Annotated in this window: 18 protein-coding genes and 1 pseudogene; 11 read left to right on the top strand and 8 right to left on the bottom strand. The window is 42.1% G+C overall.

All coding sequences use genetic code 11. The annotated features are described in order from the left end of the window. Nucleotides 1–290: 290 nt before the first annotated feature. Nucleotides 291–1,355, bottom strand: coding sequence for a hypothetical protein (locus B1L02_RS08545; RefSeq protein ID WP_232003166.1), 1,065 nt, complete (start codon nt 1,353–1,355; stop codon nt 291–293). 158 nt (nt 1,356–1,513) lie between these two features. Continuing rightward, nucleotides 1,514–1,823 (bottom strand): annotated as a pseudogene (locus B1L02_RS08540) (transposase); the annotation flags it as partial. Between the two features lie 151 nt (nt 1,824–1,974). Here B1L02_RS08540 and B1L02_RS08535 point away from each other — a divergent pair. Together B1L02_RS08535 and B1L02_RS24020 are read left to right on the top strand one after the other, a co-directional pair. Beyond that, entirely contained in the window at nt 1,975–2,928 is a 954-nt protein-coding gene (locus B1L02_RS08535; protein ID WP_088530693.1) for a hypothetical protein, read from the top strand. A 158-nt stretch (nt 2,929–3,086) separates the two neighbouring features. After that, a complete protein-coding gene (locus tag B1L02_RS24020) occupies nt 3,087–3,239 on the top strand; it encodes a hypothetical protein (RefSeq protein WP_167651248.1) in 153 nt (50 codons plus the stop codon). 129 nt (nt 3,240–3,368) lie between these two features. On the opposite strand, the gene B1L02_RS08525 is transcribed toward B1L02_RS24020, so the two are convergent. Both B1L02_RS08525 and bioA read right to left on the bottom strand, forming a co-directional pair. Further along, on the bottom strand, nt 3,369–4,706 hold the full coding sequence (locus B1L02_RS08525) for a KamA family radical SAM protein (RefSeq protein WP_039495850.1): 1,338 nt from the start codon (nt 4,704–4,706) through the stop codon (nt 3,369–3,371). Nucleotides 4,707–4,894: 188 nt separating this feature from the next. After that, complete coding sequence (gene bioA / locus B1L02_RS08520) at nt 4,895–6,184, bottom strand: adenosylmethionine--8-amino-7-oxononanoate transaminase (protein ID WP_088530692.1); 1,290 nt, start codon at nt 6,182–6,184, stop codon at nt 4,895–4,897. A 148-nt stretch (nt 6,185–6,332) separates the two neighbouring features. Here bioA and bioB point away from each other — a divergent pair, with 148 nt between their 5' ends. The 4 genes from bioB to bioD are packed head-to-tail and all read left to right on the top strand — an operon-like array spanning nt 6,333 to nt 9,990. Beyond that, entirely contained in the window at nt 6,333–7,376 is a 1,044-nt protein-coding gene (bioB, locus tag B1L02_RS08515) for a biotin synthase BioB (protein ID WP_010379433.1), read from the top strand. 3 nt (nt 7,377–7,379) lie between these two features. Then, nucleotides 7,380–8,522 carry an aminotransferase class I/II-fold pyridoxal phosphate-dependent enzyme gene (locus B1L02_RS08510; protein ID WP_088530691.1) on the top strand — a complete coding sequence of 381 codons (1,143 nt, stop codon included), beginning with the start codon at nt 7,380–7,382 and terminating at the stop codon, nt 8,520–8,522. Beyond that, a complete protein-coding gene (locus tag B1L02_RS08505; RefSeq protein ID WP_088530690.1) occupies nt 8,519–9,298 on the top strand; it encodes a methyltransferase domain-containing protein in 780 nt (259 codons plus the stop codon). The genes B1L02_RS08510 and B1L02_RS08505 overlap by 4 nt, the downstream gene beginning before the upstream one ends. Continuing rightward, a complete protein-coding gene (gene bioD / locus B1L02_RS08500) occupies nt 9,295–9,990 on the top strand; it encodes a dethiobiotin synthase (RefSeq protein WP_088530689.1) in 696 nt (231 codons plus the stop codon). Before B1L02_RS08505 ends, bioD begins: the two co-directional genes overlap by 4 nt. Before the next feature lie 235 nt (nt 9,991–10,225). Here the strand turns inward: bioD and B1L02_RS08495 are convergent, their stop codons facing one another. Further along, nucleotides 10,226–11,731: a hemolysin gene (locus B1L02_RS08495; protein ID WP_088530688.1), complete on the bottom strand. Its 1,506-nt coding sequence runs from the start codon at nt 11,729–11,731 to the stop codon at nt 10,226–10,228. A 187-nt stretch (nt 11,732–11,918) separates the two neighbouring features. Continuing rightward, nucleotides 11,919–12,122 carry a hypothetical protein gene (locus B1L02_RS08490; protein ID WP_088530687.1) on the bottom strand — a complete coding sequence of 68 codons (204 nt, stop codon included), beginning with the start codon at nt 12,120–12,122 and terminating at the stop codon, nt 11,919–11,921. A gap of 114 nt (nt 12,123–12,236) precedes the next feature. On the opposite strand from B1L02_RS08490, the gene B1L02_RS08485 reads away from it, so the two are divergent. Further along, nucleotides 12,237–12,716: a GNAT family N-acetyltransferase gene (locus tag B1L02_RS08485; RefSeq protein ID WP_088530686.1), complete on the top strand. Its 480-nt coding sequence runs from the start codon at nt 12,237–12,239 to the stop codon at nt 12,714–12,716. Nucleotides 12,717–12,760: 44 nt separating this feature from the next. On the opposite strand, the gene htpX is transcribed toward B1L02_RS08485, so the two are convergent. Both htpX and B1L02_RS08475 read right to left on the bottom strand, forming a co-directional pair. Continuing rightward, nucleotides 12,761–13,621 (bottom strand): protease HtpX, encoded by an 861-nt coding sequence (gene htpX, locus B1L02_RS08480; protein ID WP_088530685.1) that lies wholly within the window; start codon nt 13,619–13,621, stop codon nt 12,761–12,763. 147 nt (nt 13,622–13,768) lie between these two features. Next, nucleotides 13,769–14,293 (bottom strand): TetR/AcrR family transcriptional regulator, encoded by a 525-nt coding sequence (locus B1L02_RS08475; RefSeq protein ID WP_088530684.1) that lies wholly within the window; start codon nt 14,291–14,293, stop codon nt 13,769–13,771. Between the two features lie 129 nt (nt 14,294–14,422). Here B1L02_RS08475 and B1L02_RS24365 point away from each other — a divergent pair, with 129 nt between their 5' ends. From B1L02_RS24365 to B1L02_RS08455, 4 genes are all read left to right on the top strand, one after another. Further along, nucleotides 14,423–14,629: a hypothetical protein gene (locus B1L02_RS24365; RefSeq protein WP_088530683.1), complete on the top strand. Its 207-nt coding sequence runs from the start codon at nt 14,423–14,425 to the stop codon at nt 14,627–14,629. 132 nt (nt 14,630–14,761) lie between these two features. Next, nucleotides 14,762–15,244 carry a 5-(carboxyamino)imidazole ribonucleotide mutase gene (purE, locus tag B1L02_RS08465; RefSeq protein ID WP_010372883.1) on the top strand — a complete coding sequence of 161 codons (483 nt, stop codon included), beginning with the start codon at nt 14,762–14,764 and terminating at the stop codon, nt 15,242–15,244. Between the two features lies 1 nt (nt 15,245). Beyond that, nucleotides 15,246–16,394: a 5-(carboxyamino)imidazole ribonucleotide synthase gene (locus tag B1L02_RS08460; protein WP_088530682.1), complete on the top strand. Its 1,149-nt coding sequence runs from the start codon at nt 15,246–15,248 to the stop codon at nt 16,392–16,394. 355 nt (nt 16,395–16,749) lie between these two features. After that, complete coding sequence (locus B1L02_RS08455) at nt 16,750–19,233, top strand: prolyl oligopeptidase family serine peptidase (RefSeq protein WP_088530681.1); 2,484 nt, start codon at nt 16,750–16,752, stop codon at nt 19,231–19,233. The last annotated feature ends 15 nt before the right edge of the window (nt 19,234–19,248 follow it).

Here is a 19,248-nt window from a genome sequence, read left to right as displayed (position 1 = left end):
CGGCCATTTAGTCAACTCATTTTTGCTCCTCTCCGAGCTAACGTGAATGGTCTAATCACGGCTTTGAGCGAATTGCCGACGCTTCTTGGTCCCACCTTGATTGTCGGCTTCAGACAAAGAGCGTACCTTCTATACGTCAACTTGGCTTTTCGCTTTGCTTTTATTTTGAGTTCAATGTCGCGAAAAAGGCGACCGTTTAGCCAATAATAAGGTGCGGAATTTTCTCTCTTTACACCAAATTAAATAATATCAAACTTATTAATTCTGAAGGCGCTAAAGACTTTAATTTCTTATTTCACGCTAATTACATCTGAAATATGCTGAATGACTTTTGCGCCGTCCCCGGTTTCATAAACTTCAAAGGTAATATCCCCTACAACAAAATTGCATTCAGTGTTTTCCTTAATGCACTCTTTAATACTATTAAACTCTACTGGAGGAGCTTGAACCCAGCTGGAAACATTTGACAACTTTAGTCTCATCAATTTATCACTAATTACTGAATCAGCTTCAGAATTCAGGTTATCAATTGGTTGACCAATTGGCAGGTACCCCAACGACAAAGAAGAATTCGCTTTGATTAGGTAAGTCTCGTCTTCATAACTCGATTGTGTAACCCAATTCAGTTTTAACTTAATGTCTATTTCAACAAAGTCAGAAAGTGATTTTGCTGCGGCATTTTCGATGTTTATATAGATTGGATTTAATCGAAAGGCATCAACAGATTCGGAAAAAATAAGGTCAAAAGTGATGTCCAGTCCAGATTTTAAAGAGTCGCCATCTTCAAAAAAACGAAGAAACCGAATGCATCGACTGGGAATGCTTAAATTCCATGAATTTTCCCCGTTACTCTCAGTTGGTGCCAAATGATAAAACCCATTAACGACGGACTTACCAGAATATTTTGAAAGAAATTTAGATTTTTCTATCTCAACCACTTTTGTACTGATGTCTTTCAATTTTTCTAGAATATCCATCTCGCTAAAACCAATACCCTCGGCAGAGCTCCTCGCTCCTACAACCTCAATCTTTTCTAGTTTGTCTTCATCCACCCCTTTTTTTACAGCATACTCTTTGACAATAAGTGAGTTGTCACAGTGTTCTTTTATTTTTTTTGGTAATTGATAAGTGGAGTCAAATTTATTATTTTCACTGCCATAAAAAAAAGCTAAAGAGAATGCTCCATTGGATTTCCCTGAATGTTCAACTTCCTGAACAAAAGAAAAGCCGGAAATCGTATACAAAAAGTACAACGCATAGACGCTTGCCATTCCTAAGGCACCTTTAATGAAAGGTAGCCAATTTGCTAATATTGAGTTTTTATCTTTTTTTTCATCACCTTGCATGCCGTTCATGTCCGTATAGATATTCTGCAATCAGACTATAAAGATAGTACAGTTACATACAAGTTGCTTTCATTTGGGATAAGTTATTGCATGGAGAGAAGATAAGTGGCACCCACCACTATTAACATCCGAGCTGAAGAAATGAAGTAAAAAAGTATGTAAACACTCCAATTGCCTTTAAACAACTTGTGCCATCGTATCACAATCGCTTCATCCGACAGACGCTTAGCCTTTTTTATCATCAACATATAAAACAATGTGAGTGTGATTAATCATCACGGCATAAGCACAGATATCAATACAAAACACGGAGCCTAACATCAGGAGCTTTTCTTCAACCCAATCCCAGCGGTGCTCGTATGATTTGCCAGTAAATTTATCTTCACCACACAAAAATGCGCGCCTTACGCAACGGGAGATACAGTGATAATATTTGGTGTCGGTTAAACTGATTTGTTTTTTACGGGCAGTTGCCATAGTTTAGTTTCCGCAATCCTTTGAGTGCAGAATTAAAGCTTAGGCGGTATCTTTGGAAAGTGCAAATTAGTGGAGGGTGTCAGCGATTTGCTATCCTTATTTTGTTGCTATAAATTGTTAGGGGAATAAGGATGAGGAGCAGCTAGGAACTATGAACCAAGCGGATAAGTTTGAAGTACATTACTATTTCGGTGACGAAAGCCACTCGATGGATGCTGTTGTTAGAAATAAATGCGAAGCGGAAATATTAGCCATACTTCTTGAAACTGCCGATACTTTAAAGATAGACATAGATATTAATGCGGAAGTATTTAAAGAAGGTGGTTTAAGAGACTTCTGGCGCATCCTTGGTCAAAATAACAACCAAATCACAATTTTGTTAGTTATTACGACAATTGTACTTTCTCGAATCCCAACCACAGACCCTGAGATTGAAGCTCTAGAGAAAGAAATCAAACAGCTGACAATTGAAGAAAAGAAGCTAAATATTGAGAAGCTTAAACTAGAGTTGAGTGAGAAGTCAGTTGAAGAAATCGACAAGGCTACTATTGGCAAGGCAGCAAAGCATGTTGACAGAAATCTGAAAATCGTAAAACGAAGGTCAAATCTATATTCAACGTTGTCAAACTACCATAAGGTGCAAAGCATTGGTGTCAATGCACTGGGTTTTAATTTTGAAGGGTTAATGGACGAACGTATTGTTCAAAGATCAAGTTTTAAAAACTTCATACTTTCCACGAACAAACTTAGATCAGAGGTTGATGACGCTGCTGAAGTTTCAATAGTATCTCCTGTATTAAAGGAGGGAAGGTATAAGTGGAAAGGAATCTATCAAGAAAAGCCAATTAGCTTTGATATGCACGATTCCGAATTCAAAGAGCAGGTGTTATTGGAACAAGTTGCTTTTAAACATGGTTCTGCAATTACATGTGTTCTACGTATAGCTCGAGAGCTAGATGAGATTGGTGACGTAAAAATAACTGGCTACTCAGTTGTAACTGTTATTGAAGTTACTGATGGTTTTACTACTACGCCTACGATTCAGGGAAAACGCTATGTTCAGGCAAAGCAAATGGCAGAGTCTCAAGGGGATCTTTTTGCCTAAGCTATCCTAACAAGCGAATTAACGAGGGACGTACACTTGTGGCGCACTTTTTCATTGAAACGCTGTGATTGGGCGTTTCAATCAGCTTGGTATAGTAAACGAACGTTATGTTTAACGAGTAAAAATTGGAACTTTGTGAAACTTCGAAAGATTAAAAGTTGTTAACTCACAAGGTTTATAAGGTAATTCTTGAGCCGGAAGGCGTTGAAAAGATTGCTGTACAATACAATGTGACGATAAAAGGTAAGTCCGGTGTTGAGCATCAAATCAATGCTCGTAGCAGCCAGTTATCTGCAAAACGCACTGGCTAGATAAAGAAATAATTATACATAATATTAAAAGCAATAAGTTAGCTCATCCCTTATCCAAATTTGATGCTGTTTAAATGCGCTAAATAAAATAAAAGCCAGCAATTTGCTGACCTTTTGATATTTATACATTTACATGGCGTCGTACTCATCCTGCCAGAAGAATTTTTCTTCCCCAAATGCTGGTTTTAAGTCATCCAGCCAGTGGGCATTTTCGTCGAACTTGGCAAAGAACGGGCGCTGCACCCAGTCTGGGTTTCGTGCTTGAATAAAGCGTAGTACAAATACTTTTTCGCCCGCGACTTCGGTTACGCCAGACACTTCAACTTTACCTGGACCTGCACTCATTGAGGGGCCTCTAACTGTACGGCTCACACCAGAGACTTGCTTATAAGCTTCACGGAATGTTTCCCACGTTTTATGTAACGGGATTTCAAAGTAACGCTTAGCGCCGGTATCTCGCTCGATAAACATGTAGTAGGGTATCATGCCAAGCTGTGTTTGCTCTTTCCACATGTCAGCCCACATATCAGCGTCTACGTTTATATTATTTAAAAGTGGTGCTTGTGTTCTGATCTGTGCGCCAGTTTTGCGGATAAGCTTAATCGCTTCACGTGTGACTTCAGTACGCAGTTCTTGTTTGTGGTTAACGTGTGCCATGATTGACACATGCTTTCCTGCATCAACCAGCTCTTTTAATAAGGTTAACAACTCTTGCGCGTCTGGATCGGTGACGTATCTAAACGGCCAAAAAGTGAGAGATTTAGTGCCGATCCTGATGGTACGAATATGGTCAAATCTTGGCTCTTTTAGTGCCTCAAGGTATTTACGCAATTTAACGGTGCGCATTACCATAGGATCGCCACCAGTCATCAATAGATCGGTCACTTCAGTGTGTTCTGCTAGGTAGTTGTGGAGCAGCTCGGCGTCGTTATTGTTAAATCGGGTAGCTTTGCCAACAAACTGCGCCCAGCGGAAGCAGAAAGTGCAATATGAGTGGCAGTATTGTCCTTGAGACGGGAAAAACAATACTGTTTCTTTATATTTGTGCTGGATGCCATCTACGCGTTCACCTTCATACTCAGGAACATTTTTTTCCATTTGACCCGCAGGGTGCGGGTTTAACTTTTGACGAATTTTGGTGGCAAGGTTAAACACTTCTTCAGGTGTATGCTCACGACTTAATAAATCGGCCATTTGCTCGTACGACTCATCGTCTAGCATGCCACGTTGTGGAAAAGTTAATTGAAAAACAGGGTCATTGGGCACTTTGTCCCAATCGATGAGCTCTTCAATGACAAAGTTATTAACGCGAAAAGGGAATACATTGGCGACGACTTTCATTTGAAAGCGAAGATGTTCAGGCAGTTTATCCAGTTGCTCTATCTTATCGATTTGGCGGTGTTGGTAAACAGTAAAACGAGGTGGCTGGTAAGCTTCAGCTGGCTGCAATTTGACGGTTTGCTGCATAGATAATATGTCTCTTTTCTCACTTGCTAATAATAAAAACGGCCATGGTAACATGCCATTGATATCATTTCAGGTACAAAGCGAGGAAAGTTCGAAATAACGCAATTTTGTTGATTATTCGTCATCGTTTTAGATTACATTGTTGGAATTAGGTCATGAAATAGACCTAATTCCAAATTTAATGTGCTTTAGAAGTGTTCGCCTTCAATGGCAACATAAATCGCGTCAATGAGTGTTTCAATATCTTTATTTGAGGTGATATACGGCGGCATAATATAAATTAGCTTGCCAAAAGGCCTTATCCATACACCTTGTTGTATGAAGAATTTTTGGATTTTTGCAACATCAACAACCCTTTCTACCTCCACCACACCAATCGCACCAAGAACTCTGACATCTGTTACTGCACTTAGATTAAGACAGCGCTTGAGTGCGTTAAGCGCACTCGCGACTCGTTCAATATTGGCCATGGTTTCTTGGCGCTTTAAGATAGTGAGACTAGCTACAGCGGCGGCACACGCCAGTGGATTTCCCATAAAAGTTGGTCCGTGCATTAACACTTTCGCTTCGCCTTGGCTAATACCCAAAGCCACATCTTCTGTTGCTAAAGTGGCCGCGAGCGTCATGTTTCCGCCAGTAAGTGCTTTACCAACACACATAATGTCCGGTGAGATCCCAGCGTGTTCACAGGCAAACATTTTACCTGTACGGCCAAATCCAGTCGCAATTTCATCTACAATCAGTAGCACCTCATACTTATCGCATAGCGCTCGAAGCGCCTTGAGATATTCTGGATGGTAGAAGTTCATGCCGCCCGCATTTTGTACTATCGGTTCGATGATAAATGCCGCGACCTTTTCATGATGAGCAGCAAATGCGGTTTCTAACGCGTTAAGTTCATCTTGACTTTGGCTGCCGTAAAACTCACTTTTAGGGGCATCGACAAACACTTGCTCAGGTAAAAAGCCTTGGTACATCGCATGCATCGAATTCACAGGATCGCAAACGCTCATCGCCGCAAATGTATCTCCGTGGTAGCCTTTTTTGGCTGTCATTATTTGGGTTTTATTCTTTTTGCCTTTACTCAACCAATATTGAATCGCCATTTTGATTGCAACTTCAACACTGACTGAGCCGCCGTCCGCTAGGAATACTCGATTAAGTGGGCCTGGGGTTAGCTCCACGAGTAGTTTGCATAACTCCACGGCAGGCTGATGAGTTAGGCCCCCAAACATAACATGGCTCATCGTGTCAGCTTGATTTTTTATCGCCGCGATTATTTCTGGATGACCATAACCATGCACAGCACTCCACCAGGATGCCATACCGTCAATGAGAGTTTCGCCAGTTTCAAGCTCAATTTTATTCTCGAATGTTCTTGCGGCTGGATAGACGGGCAGAGGGTCAATCATTGATGTATAGGGATGCCATATATGCTTGCGATCAAATTCAATATCGATTGTATGTTTGTTGTTCATTTGTAAACCTTGTGGGCGCGTATAACGTTGACAATACTAAGCTAAGAAGTAGACTAAGCCAATCACCGTCAGTTTGACTGCGCTAAATTTAATCACTAGAAAATACTCGTGTTGTAAATTTAGGCAAGAATAAAAAGAGAATGAAAATATGGAATTAGGCGCGCTAAGACACGATTGGACACATGAAGAAGTAAAAACACTGTTCACCATGCCTTTTAACGACTTACTTTTTTATGCAGCAAGTATTCACCGCAAAAACTTCAATCCAAATGAAGTTCAAATCTCCACCTTGCTGTCTATCAAAACGGGTGCCTGTCCTGAAGATTGCAAATACTGCCCACAGTCAGGTCATTACAAAACGGATCTTGAACGTGAGCGTTTGATGGAAGTGGAAAAGGTTGTAACTCAAGCTAAGTTGGCGAAAGAAAAGGGCGCGACGCGTTTTTGTATGGGTGCCGCTTGGTCTGATCCAAAAGACAGAGATATGCCTTATATCGCCAAAATGGTGAAAGAAGTTAAAGAGCTAGGCCTCGAAACCTGTATGACTTTGGGTAAGTTGGATAATCAAAAAGCGCACACGCTAAGAGAAGCGGGCCTTGATTATTACAACCATAATTTGGACACCTCGCCTGAATACTACGAGCAAATTATCACGACAAGAACTTACCAAGACAGACTCGATACCCTTGATCACGTAAGAGATGCAGGAATGAAAGTGTGTTCTGGTGGTATTGTAGGAATGGGAGAGCAGGCATCTGATCGTTATGGCTTGCTGATCCAATTAGCAAACCTGCCAAAACAACCAGAAAGTGTACCGATTAATATGCTTGTTAAGGTTAAAGGTACGCCGCTTGAAAATGTTGATGATCTCGATCACTTTGAATTTATCCGTACCATCGCGGTTGCGCGTATCATGATGCCACACAGTTACGTGCGGTTATCTGCAGGTAGAACGGCGATGAATGAACAGATGCAATCTATGTGTTTCTTCGCTGGCGCTAACTCAATTTTCTATGGTGATAAGCTATTAACCACGGAAAACCCAGAAGCAGACGCCGATATGAATCTCATCAGAAAACTTGGTATGAACCCTGAAAAACGTGAAGATTACTCGGATGAGGCCTATGAGGCATCGTTAAGCTCTGCAATTGCAGACAAAGCGACATCAGAGCTATTTTACGAAGCCAACTAATCAATGTCGTTTGAGTATATTCAATCTGCCTTAGCAGCCCGTCACGCTGAAGGGTTGCTAAGAAAGCGCATTGTGGTTGAAAAGGCCTCTGCAAGTAGAATTCAAATTGCTGATCAGCAATATATTAACTTTGCCAGCAATGACTACCTGGGACTTGCAGACTCGTTGGAGTTTAACACTCTCGCATGCACTGAAGCCGGAAGCCGAAGTTCGGCGCTTGTTACGGGTTATCTTGATATTCACTGTCAGCTAGAAGATAAGCTTTGCAGCGTTTTGGGTTATGATGCAGCACTGCTGTTTCCAAGCGGTTTTGCTGCTAATACCAGTGTGTTAAAGGCATTGTTCACGCCCCAAGAAAAACAATTAAGCGCTGCGGTGTTCCAAGACAAGCTCAACCATGCCAGTCTGTTAGACGGTGGTTTAGCGGGCAGCGCTAAGTTTGTTCGCTTTAATCACAATGATTTGACGCACTTAAGGTCTCGATTAGAAAAAACCAAAGCTGACAGTAAGCTCATCGTGACTGAAGGGGTGTTTTCTATGGACGGAGACCAAGCGCCGGTATCTGAAATCAGTGCGCTGGCTAAGTCTCATTCTGCGTGGCTCATGGTCGACGACGCTCATGCGTTTGGCGTTGTGGGAGCGCAAGGACTTGGCACGATTGAAAGCGGCATTAAACCTGAAATTTTGGTGATCACCTTTGGCAAAGCGATGGGCTGTCAAGGAGCTGCGGTATTAGCGAGTCATGATGTGATAAATTACATGACGCAATTTAATCGTGAGTTTATCTATACAACGGCGTTGTCGCCTATTATGGCAAGCGTTGCATTATGCCAACTGAATAAGTTGCTTACAGCAACGGAAGCGAGACACAAATTACAAGTAAACATCGACTATTTTAAGTCGTTAGTTGCACAAACTAACTTATCTCCCATTCCAAGTGATACGGCCATACAGCCTCTTGTGTATGGTAGCAGTGAAAATGTATTAGCGGCGCAACATAAACTTAAGGAAAAGGGGCTTTGGGTTGGGGCTATTAGGCCACCAACTGTGGCGCAAAATACCGCACGATTGCGAATAACAATAACGGCACAGCACAGTCATGAAGATATAGACAAATTAGTCTCGGCCTTAGTGGAGAGAGCATGAGCAAAGCACAGAAGACGCAAACAGCAAAGTGCTTTTCAAAAGCCGCGCAATCATACTCTCAACACGCTAACGTGCAAAAACAAGCTGCAGATGTACTCTTTTCACGTTTAACACAGCAAAATAGCGAGCTTGGTGCGGTGCGTATGTTTCCTAGGTTGCTCGATTTAGGATGCGGGCCACATGAAAACTTTCATAGATTAAACGCCTTCACGAATCATTATGTTGGAGCGGATCTGAGTTTGGCTATGTTGGCAAGCGCTGAAAATACTGTAAATAGTGTCTGCTGTGACATGGATAAACTCGCTATTCAGTCAAACTGTATTGATTTGATCTTTAGCAATTTTGCGATTCAGTGGTCTAATTCCCCGCAAACGCTATTTGCGCAATTGTATGAAGTGCTAAAAAAAGAAGGTCGGGTGCTGCTAAGCTCTGTGCTTGACGGCTCGTTAAGCGAAATCGATGGCGCATGGCGAGCCATCGATGAGTGTGGCCATATCAATTCATTTTATTCGCTGTCAGCGCTTAAATCTTTTGCTCAAAAGGCCGGTTTCGCTGTGACGTGGGAGGACGAAGTGTTATTGATTGATAGCTATGACACGCCATTAAAGGCGTTGCGCTCAGTGAAAAATATCGGTGCCAACGATGTAAAAACCGCTTCTCGCCGACAAGGTTTGTTAGGCAAATCAGCCTACGCTCAGCTGCTGAGCAGCTACCCTGAGAGTGAAAATGGTTTTGATGTAAGTTATCAAGTCGGATTTTTGGAGTTAAGGAAATGAATCAAGCATATTTTATAACTGGGACCGACACTGAAGTAGGTAAAACCTATATTTCTACTCTATTACTGAAACTGTTAGCCAAGCACGGCAAAAAGACTTTTGGCTTTAAGCCGATCGCAGCAGATGCTGAAGAGGCATTTGGTGAACTAGTGAACGTTGATGCTATCAGTTTAATGGAAGCTGCGACGGTGCACGGTACTTACGAGCAAGTGAACCCATTTTGTTTTGCACCGCCAATTGCGCCGCACATTGCAGCAAAACAGGTAAATGTAGACATTACAGTCGATAAGCTACATGAGCGCTATAGTGAAATTCAGCACTTAGGCGCTGAGTATATATTATGTGAAGGTGCAGGTGGCTGGGCACTGCCCATTAACGACAATGAATACCTGTATGATTGGGTCGTCAGAGCACAACTTCCCGTAATTTTAGTGGTTGGCATGAAGTTAGGCTGTTTGAACCATGCGTTTTTAACGGCAGAATCTATCAAGCAAAAAGGACTGAATTTGGTGGGGTGGATAGCAAATCAGATTGACCCTGAGATGTCAGTATTTGAAGAAAACCTTGAAAGTTTAAAGCTTCGTCTAGACTGTCCACTGCTTGCAACAGCGCCTTACAGTGAGGGCACACCAAAGCTACAGCTTCGCTCAGCGTTACTAGAGTTGCTTGAGCTTAAATCAGGCACCAGTTAATACTAAATAACCAGAACACGGGATAACAACTTGTTCTCTAGCAGCTGTTATCCCCCTTACTACTGCGTTAAATTTGCTTGCAATAGGCCAGCTATTGGCGCACAAATTTGCCTTATATTAAGAGAGTGATATTACGCTTTTGAACTTAGTGATTTTAGTGGATTAACTAACTTCTTATCCCTAGTTCAGGTTAAATCAAAGCGGCTTCTAAAAATAGTAAGCCGCTTTGAGTCTGTTAATTACAACCTTTTTGAATGGTTTGTGTTGTCACACTGACCTCAAAGTCATTGTAATCATTATCGTTTTCATCTTCCCAACGTTGGTTGGTACCTGCAACTTGGTACTTGGTTGATAGAGCATTGCTGTTACCATCGATAGCGAGCACATAGATAAAGGATTGTCCTTGAAGGATGTCATAGCTGCCGGCACTGCCGTATTCATCAAGCAGTTTAATATATTGGCCATTTACTTTGATACCCCAGTCATTACTGAATAACGAGTCCTCTCTGACAAAGGCGTAATTGATCCGCGTATAGTTATCAGGCACACACGCGGTTTCATTGTCGAGGATGTTTCCTGCCTGAGTCTTGTTACCAGAGGTATTGCTCACGCCAGTTACGCTCAAAGAGAGCTCCCGATCGCCGGTATAGTCAGCATCGTCTATTGTTGCTATTTGAATGTTAGCGGTTGTGCCGCCAGCAGGTATTATCAGCGAAGTAGGTGGTGCTACGTAGTCATTTGATTGCGTTGTCACATCATTGACTGCCACCGCAAAACTGACGTCCTGTTCGAAGGCTTTGCTCAATGTCACTTGATAGCTAAGTGTACTTCCTTCATAAACCTCGTTTTCAATACTCGTCAACGTAAAAGATGGTGGCGAAGGAGGCGTTGTTGTGCCGCTGCAACCAGAAACGGTATAGCATGTACTGCTGCCATTTGGGTTATATGCAAGGTCATTTAGTCTTACTGGCAGTGTATTGATATAGCAGGTGCTTCCTGTATCAGGATTTAACTTATAAATCGCGCTTTTGTTGGTGTGACCAGCGTCATTAATGATAACGCGACTAATAATAAGCTCTCCGTTGCTATTAAGGCTAGCACCTGTAACAGAGGATAAGTCGTGATCCGCTAATTTAGTGACAGAAAAGTCGTTTGTATTAACTTGGTAAACAGCTGCACTGGTAACTAGGATTAAACGGCCATTATAAAACTCAACATCGCCGCGGTATTTACCTGCCAATGACGGAAGATCCGAGAGCTTAGTTGCCTCACCGGTGTTTTTATCTATGCTGTAAATAGAGTCGTAGCTTGTTCCAATGAGTCTATCGTTTGCGCTGTCATACGCTAACCCCACCAAATAAGTCGTCCTGCCGACAACGGTATGAGTGGTACCGTCAAAATACGCCAATTGAATATAGCGGTGTTTATTCCCCTCAATGGGAATATCTGCATTAGCTGGTAAGTTTAGATGGCTGGTATCGACTTTGTAGTCGATTGGTCTTGGTGCTGCTGCATAATACCATCGCGCACTGTTAGTATCATAGGCGAGTGCCGATGAACTAAAAGCGGCTAAACTGTCGGCGCTGGCTTGTCCTGCCCCTTCATCTAGGCCAAACAAAATACCAATATCGCCGCGGCCAGCGTTAATACCAAAAACCTGACCTGAGCAACTATCTGCATGGGTGTATGTGGAAAGTAATGTTGAGAGTAAAGCAAGTGTTGTGAGTGATGCTTTTAACATAGCAGGAACCCTAAAAAGATTACGTCCTGTAATTTAAAACAACACAAAGCAATGTCTTCGCAATTGAGTCCAACTCAATGCGATGACTTAATCCTTTAAGGCGGGCGCATCCATTATTAACTTTGCAATCTATAACCATGATTGATCAAAATTCACACTTTTACAACAGTAAAATAGTTAAAAAGTACTAATTATTTGATTCTTGCCTATTTTTAAAGTTCGGTAATAATGACTCAACGATTTCTTTTGCTGAGATGGTATAGCGTACGCCAGAGAACATCACCGATGCATTCTCATCTATTCCTGTTATGCCCGTTAAAGTCCACCCTTCACCTCGCTCTGGGCAGTAAACCTTTGTCGTTGGGGGGATAACGCTGAACTCTTGACTCATTTAATTCTCCAAAAATGCTAAATTATAAAGCAATGCAAGCGGTCATAATATTGAAAGGTGTATTTGCTGCAATAAGTGCTACCATGGCGGCAGATACTTAGACCCGAGCATTTTATGGAATTTGAAACACCAAGGCTAGTCATCAGGCCCATAAGGCACAAAGATAATCCGCAATTGTTAGCGCTACTTAATTTACCGCAGGTAAAAGCGTATAACGATTACGGCGACAACCTCACAGAAGTAGACCTTAAATGCATGATCCAGATGGATATTGAGCGTCAATATGAAGGTAGAGGTGGCCGTTTTTGCCTCGTTTGTAGAAGCACTAAAGCGGTGATTGGTTGTATTGGCTTTTATCACAAAGGCGGTGACGTTGAGGGTCTATATATAGGTTATGAGTTAACGCCAAGTTATTGGGGGAAAGGCCTGATGTCTGAGGCATTATGTTGTCTATTTGCAAATAAAAGCCAGATTGCATTTAAGCTCAGTGTTATATTGGCGCACGTATCGGCTGATAATCAACGTTCATTAAACCTACTCATACGCCTAGGGTTTAGCGCTATCGGAAATAATCTTTACAAAATTGAGTTGTAAAAAGGGCAACTTAATCGTTGCCCAAGTATGAATTTGAAAGAGAGTTACGACAGCGCTCTAATTCTTTCGTCTAGTGGCGGGTGAGAAGCAAAGAAGTCTGCAATAGACTTGCCTGAAGCAATACCAAAAGCCATCATTGAGCCTTCTAATTGCGATTCATGGTTGTGCTTCAAACGCTCTAGTGCTGAACGCATTTTCTGCGCGCCGACTAAATCCGCTGCACCTTTATCTGCTGCGAATTCGCGTTTACGACTAAAGTAAGCGACAACAATAGAAGCCAAAATACCAAAGAGGATCTGGAATATCATATCAAAAATAAAATATGTCCAGCTTCCACCTGACTCTTCTTCATCGCCATTCAAGAAGTTATCAACAATACCCGCCAATACTTTAGCGAAGAATATAACAAAGGTATTTACAACACCTTGGATCAAGGTAAGTGTAACCATGTCGCCATTTGCAACGTGCGACACTTCGTGCGCAAGAACTGCCTCTGCTTGGTCTTGATTCATGTTGTGGAGTAGGCCAGTACTCACAGCAACTAAGCTGTTATTTTTACTCGGCCCGGTTGCGAACGCATTCATTTCAGGGCTGTCGTAAATCGCAACTTCTGGCATCGCAATTCCTGCTTTTTTAGCTTGCTCTGCGACAGTAGAAACTAACCAATGTTCAGTTTCGTTTCGTGGTTGCTCAATAACATAGGCACCTGTTGATTTCTTTGCAATCCACTTCGACATGTAAAGAGAGATAAAAGAACCACCGAATCCAAATACGGCAGCAATAACCATAATGCCTGTATAGCTTCGGCTAGAAATACCAAACACAGACATTAAGATAGATAATACAATTCCTAACACAAGCATCACTGCTAAGTTAGTGATAAGGAATAAGATGACGCGTTTCATTTTGACCTCGTTAGACAAAAATAAGGAACTAAGTAACTTTTCCCAAGCACTTGCTTATTACACTAGTCCTAGATGCTTTATATGGTCAGAAGTTCAAAAGCACAAGTAAATTCGTATGAATATTCAATAAAGAACACATCATACAACTTATTGGTTAACCAGTTTCAACTTCTGAGATAGAGAATGCAGCATCTGGTCAACAGAACTATGATCATTGCTTAACCCTTCTAATAAGGTCATAAAGTAGCAATCCATCATAACGGTGGCTTTCAACTCATTGTATTCCTGCTCACTGAATAACAAGTGTTTGAACAAATTGAGTTGCCCCTTAAAGAATTCGCTATGCCAAATAATCCCACAAAGCAGCTCTTTACTGAAATCTCTATTGCTAAGATAAAAAGCAAATAAATACTTTGCATAGTGGCGTAACTTTAAGCTAGCACTATGCTGCTCATCTGATGTTTTTGCTTCATTAATTAATTCATCTATTTGGTTATGCATTGCTACTTTGAGCATGTCGAGCTTAGTGGGGAAATGAGAGAAAACTGTTCCCGTCGCCACGTTTGCCGCTTGGGCTATTTGCCGAGTAGTAGTGTTTTCAAAACCATTGTCTTGAAAAAGTTGCCAACTGACTCTGAGAATTCTATTGTACGTAATTTCTCTTTTTTTCATATGGTTACCTTTTTATTTGCGAAGAGAGTGTAGCACAATTCCAGATTTTTTAAGAGATAAAGTTTGCAATTAATGAGCGTGCTCACTAATATAATTGAGCGCGCTCATTAAATTTCAATAGGAGTTTTTATGCAATATTTGAGCTTATTCATTGGGTACATTTTGTTCATCCCGTTTATCTTTTTTTACAGCTATATTCTCGGCCCAGTTCTAAAAATGGTGCTAGTCCCAGGTGGACTAGCGGTATTGTGCTTAATAATGGGGCCTAAGACGTTTGCCTCTCACTTTAAGCGTGCTAAAGCATTGAGTATTGAGGAATTGGTGGTGTCGAAATAACTTAGGGGACCATCGCGTGATAATTGCAATAAGTTGATTCTTCGCATTAAAGACGAACTCAGGTATAATGCCCGCAGCTAAGGTGTGAAGGACCTTAGCCCTGTATCGTTCAAAATTAGTCGAGGAATTATTATGACCGTTGGCATCATTATGGGCTCAAAATCAGACTGGCCTACAATGCAACATGCAGCTGAAATGTTAGATAAATTTGGTATTGATTATGAAACTAAAGTGGTTTCAGCTCACCGTACTCCACAGCTTTTAGCGGATTATGCTTCGACAGCGGCAGAGCGTGGGATCAAAGTTATCATTGCCGGTGCTGGCGGTGCTGCACACCTACCGGGTATGGCGGCAGCATTCACAAGTCTGCCTGTACTTGGCGTTCCAGTAAAATCAAAAACGCTTAATGGCGTGGATTCATTGCTTTCAATTTGCCAAATGCCTAAAGGTGTTGCGGTAGGAACGTTAGCAATTGGCGACGCCGGTGCTGCAAACGCTGGTTTGCTAGCAGCTCAAATTTTAGGTTGTCAGCAGCCAGAGATTTTTGCAAAAGTCGAAGCGTTCAGAAAAGAACAAACAGAAACTGTACTAGCTAATCCAGATCCTGCGAAATAACATGAATATTCTTGTTTTAGGGGCGGGACAATTAGCCCGTATGATGAGTTTATCCTCAACTCATCTAGATATAAAAGTGTTGGCTTATGATGTTGGCAGCCAAACGGTAATAAACCCCGTTACCTTTGCAACAACACCAGAGTCATTACAGCAAGCCATTGACAATGCTGACGCCATCACTGCCGAATTTGAACATATTCCTCATGATGTTTTAGCGCTTTGCCAACAAAGCGGTAAGTTCTACCCTGGCGCAGAAGCGATAGCCACCGGCGGTGACCGCGCGAAAGAAAAAGCACTACTAGATAAAACATCTGTGCCTTGTGCTCCGTTCAAAATCATTACGGATAAAGCACATTTTCTCACAGCTATTGATGAATTAGGTATGCCGTTGGTCGTTAAAACCTGTCAGGCTGGCTATGATGGTAAAGGGCAATGGCGAGTAAAATCAGAGTCTGAAATAGACAGTACTTGGGCCGAAATGTCCGAGTTTTTGCAAGCCGGCACTGAGGCACAGCCTCACTCTATCGTCGCTGAAAAAATGATACCGTTTGACCGTGAGGTGTCGATTATTGGTGTGCGCGCTAAAAATGGCGACTGTAAAATTTATCCGTTGACTGAAAACCAGCACACAAATGGTGTACTGACCCTATCAATTGCGGGTAAAGAGAAAGCCAATATTCAAGCGCAAGCGGAAGATGCATTTGCAAAACTCGCGAATGCACTCGATTATGTTGGTGTCCTTGCTATTGAGTTTTTCGATGTTGAAGGTCAACTACTGGTTAATGAAATAGCGCCTAGGGTACATAACTCAGGACATTGGTCTCAACAAGGCGCCCACGTGAGCCAGTTTGAAAACCATATCCGTGCCGTTGCTGGCTTACCGATTGGTGATACAAACCTGCTTCGCCCAACCGCAATGATTAATGTTTTAGGGCAAAGTCACATTCCATCACAAGTTCTAGCTGTGTCAGGAACAACCAGTCATTGGTACGGCAAAGATGCGAAACCGGGGAGAAAAATGGGCCATATTAATGTTTCAGCTGACTCACTTCATAAGCTAGGCGAAGCACTGGCAGAGCTCGCTGACATCTTGCCCGAAGCAGACTACCCAGGGGTGATGGAAACTGCTCAGCAATTAATTTTGAATTAGTACTACTGTTTTTAGCGAAAAAGGTCCATTGTTAACTAAAAACCTAAGCTTATGATAACTATTGAGTTAACTCATTCTTTATAACAGAGCTCAGGGTAGATATAAAAAATTTAATTTTTTACTGTTATTTTTGGAACTCTTTTCTGATAGCGCGGTCTACTATTGTGAGGCGCGGATAGGCCTCATTTCATACTCGTTGTCCATCAACGACTATGTGAGCGCAGAGAGTATTTGGCCAGCATCCCTATGCTGGCCTTTTTTTGTCCCACCCATCGTGCTTTTAATCTTAAATCTGTCGAAATTCCGCTGGCTTTCTGCTTAAATTAGGAAAATTTAACTATTATAAGAAAGTCACATGTTGAAACTCTCTCTTATCTCGATGGCAGTTGCTTCAGGTTTACTCCTCTCGGGTTGTCAAACCACTGAAGTAAACTCGCAATCACAACAAGCTGAATCCAATTCACCAGTCCCACAAGTCGTTGCTACCCCCGTTGATTTCGGTGGTGAGCAAATCACCTTAAAACAAGCAATGGCGCATCCCGATTGGCTGGGAAGACAACCAGAAGGCGCATACTGGGGAGCTGATAGCAAAACCGTTTTCTATAAGCGTAAGCAAGCTGGTTCAGAGTTAAGAGATCTATTTAAAGTCAGTAGCGCACAAACAAGCGAAGCGGTTTCGCTGTCAGATTTGCACGCTGTTGGTGCTGCAAACGCGATTTATAATAAAGCGCGGACGCTACAATCTTATGAGTTTAAAGGCAACATCTTCATTAAAGACCTGAAGTCTGGTGCCATAACACAAGTGACTCATTCTTCAAACTATGAGTATGCTCCGCAATTCTTAAGTGATAACCGATTAGCTTACCGTTCAGGCAACACGCTGTTTGCGTTCGATGTAGCCACTGGCTTAACGAAAGAACTGGTAAAGTTACATTTAGCGGATAAGCCTGAAGGGGTGAAAGAGCCAAATGGATATATCGCTGAGCAGCAACACAAACTGATTCAATTCGTCGCGCTAACGCACAAAAACAGCAAAGATCGAGAAGCGAGAAATCAAGAGATAGAAGCGAATAACGCAAGCATCCAAGATAATCAGTTTTATCTTGGTAAAGGAAAAACGCTTATCTCAGTTAGCTTAGCACCTACTGGTGACAAGTTAATCGCCGTGGTCACCGATGATAAACCAAGTCGTTCTGACTCTGACATCATGCCTAACTACGTGAGTCAAAACGGTGACATTGATCCGGTAAAAGCTCGCCGTCGTGTTGCAGACACTAAACCAATGAGTTCTGATATTATTTTCATTGATTTAGCAAAATCAGAGCAAGTCACGCTGAGCTATGATACTTTACCTGGCTTTGATGAAGACGTACTTGCCGATGTAAAACGCGAAAATGCAAAAGCAAAAGGTGAATCATATCAGAGTGAAAAAGCACCTCGCGACATCAATCTAATCGACACATGGGGCTGGAGTCAATCCGCTATCCAATGGAATAGTGACGGTTCTCAGGTTGCAGTCATGCTCGGCGCTTGGGATAATAAAGACAGATGGTTAGCGACCGTTGATTTTGATAAACAACAACTCGTTTCTCAGCACCGTCTGCACGACGATGCATGGATCAATTATACCTACAATGATTTTGGTTGGTTAAACAACCAAGACGCTTTGTATTATCTTTCAGAGCAAACTGGATATAGTCAGCTTTATGTTAAGCCGCTTAACGGTAAGGCAAAAGCAATGACTTCAGGGAAGTTTGTGGTATCTGAACCAACCTTAACCCACGATAGTCAATTTGTTTATTACAAGGCAAATAAAGACCATCCGGGTTTATACGAAATTTATCGCGTCAATTTAGAAAGCGGCAAAGACGAGCAAATAACTGATTTAGATGGCCTGACTGACTATCAGTTAAGCCCAGATGAGCAAAAGCTGCTATTAACTCACTCAAAGATTATGATGCCACCTGAGCTTTATGTTGCAGATGCAGCGCCAAAAGCTGCAGTGTCACGACTGACTAATACGGTCTCTGATGCGTTTTTAAATAAGAAGCTGATTGCGCCTAAGATTGTTGCCGTTCCTTCAAGCCATCAAGGTGAGCCGGTGTACGCAAAAGTATATTACCCGGCAGATTATCAAGAAGGCGAAACAGGTAAAAACCGTAAGGCTGTGATCTTTAACCATGGTGCAGGTTATTTGCAGAACTCACATATGGGCTGGTCTAACTACTTTAGAGAGTTTATGTTCCATTCACTTCTCGCGAGCGAAGGCTATGTCGTCATGGACATGGACTATCGCGGCTCGAAGGGCTACGGCCGAGATTGGAGAACGGCAATCTATCGTCATATGGGTAAACCAGAAATCGAAGATTTGGCGGACGGTGTTGAGTGGATGGTGAACAACGCTAATGTTGACCGCGGAGCTGTAGGTACTTACGGTGGTTCGTACGGCGGCTTTATGACATTTATGGCGCTATTTACTCAGCCTGATCTATTCCAAGCAGGCGCGGCTTTACGTCCGGTCACCGATTGGGCTTATTACAACGACCCGTACACCTCAAATATTCTTAATCGCCCAGATGTAGACCCAATTGCATACAAACGCAGTTCGCCTATCTATCATGCTGAAGGTTTAAAGAACAAGCTTTTGATCAATGCGCCTATGGTTGATGATAACGTGTTTTTCCAAGATGTTGTACGCTTGGTGCAACGCCTGATTGAGCTAGAAAAGGAAGACTTTGAAACGGCAATTTATCCGGTTGAACCCCATGGCTTTAGACAACCATCAAGTTGGTTGGATGAATACCGTCGTATATACAAGCTGTTTAAAGAAAACTTGTAATTAAATGAGTGGATA

It is taken from the genome of Pseudoalteromonas piscicida (assembly GCF_002208135.1).
In the GTDB taxonomy this organism is placed as follows: Bacteria; Pseudomonadota; Gammaproteobacteria; order Enterobacterales; family Alteromonadaceae; genus Pseudoalteromonas; species Pseudoalteromonas piscicida_A.
This window is presented reverse-complemented; position numbering and strand designations above follow the sequence as displayed.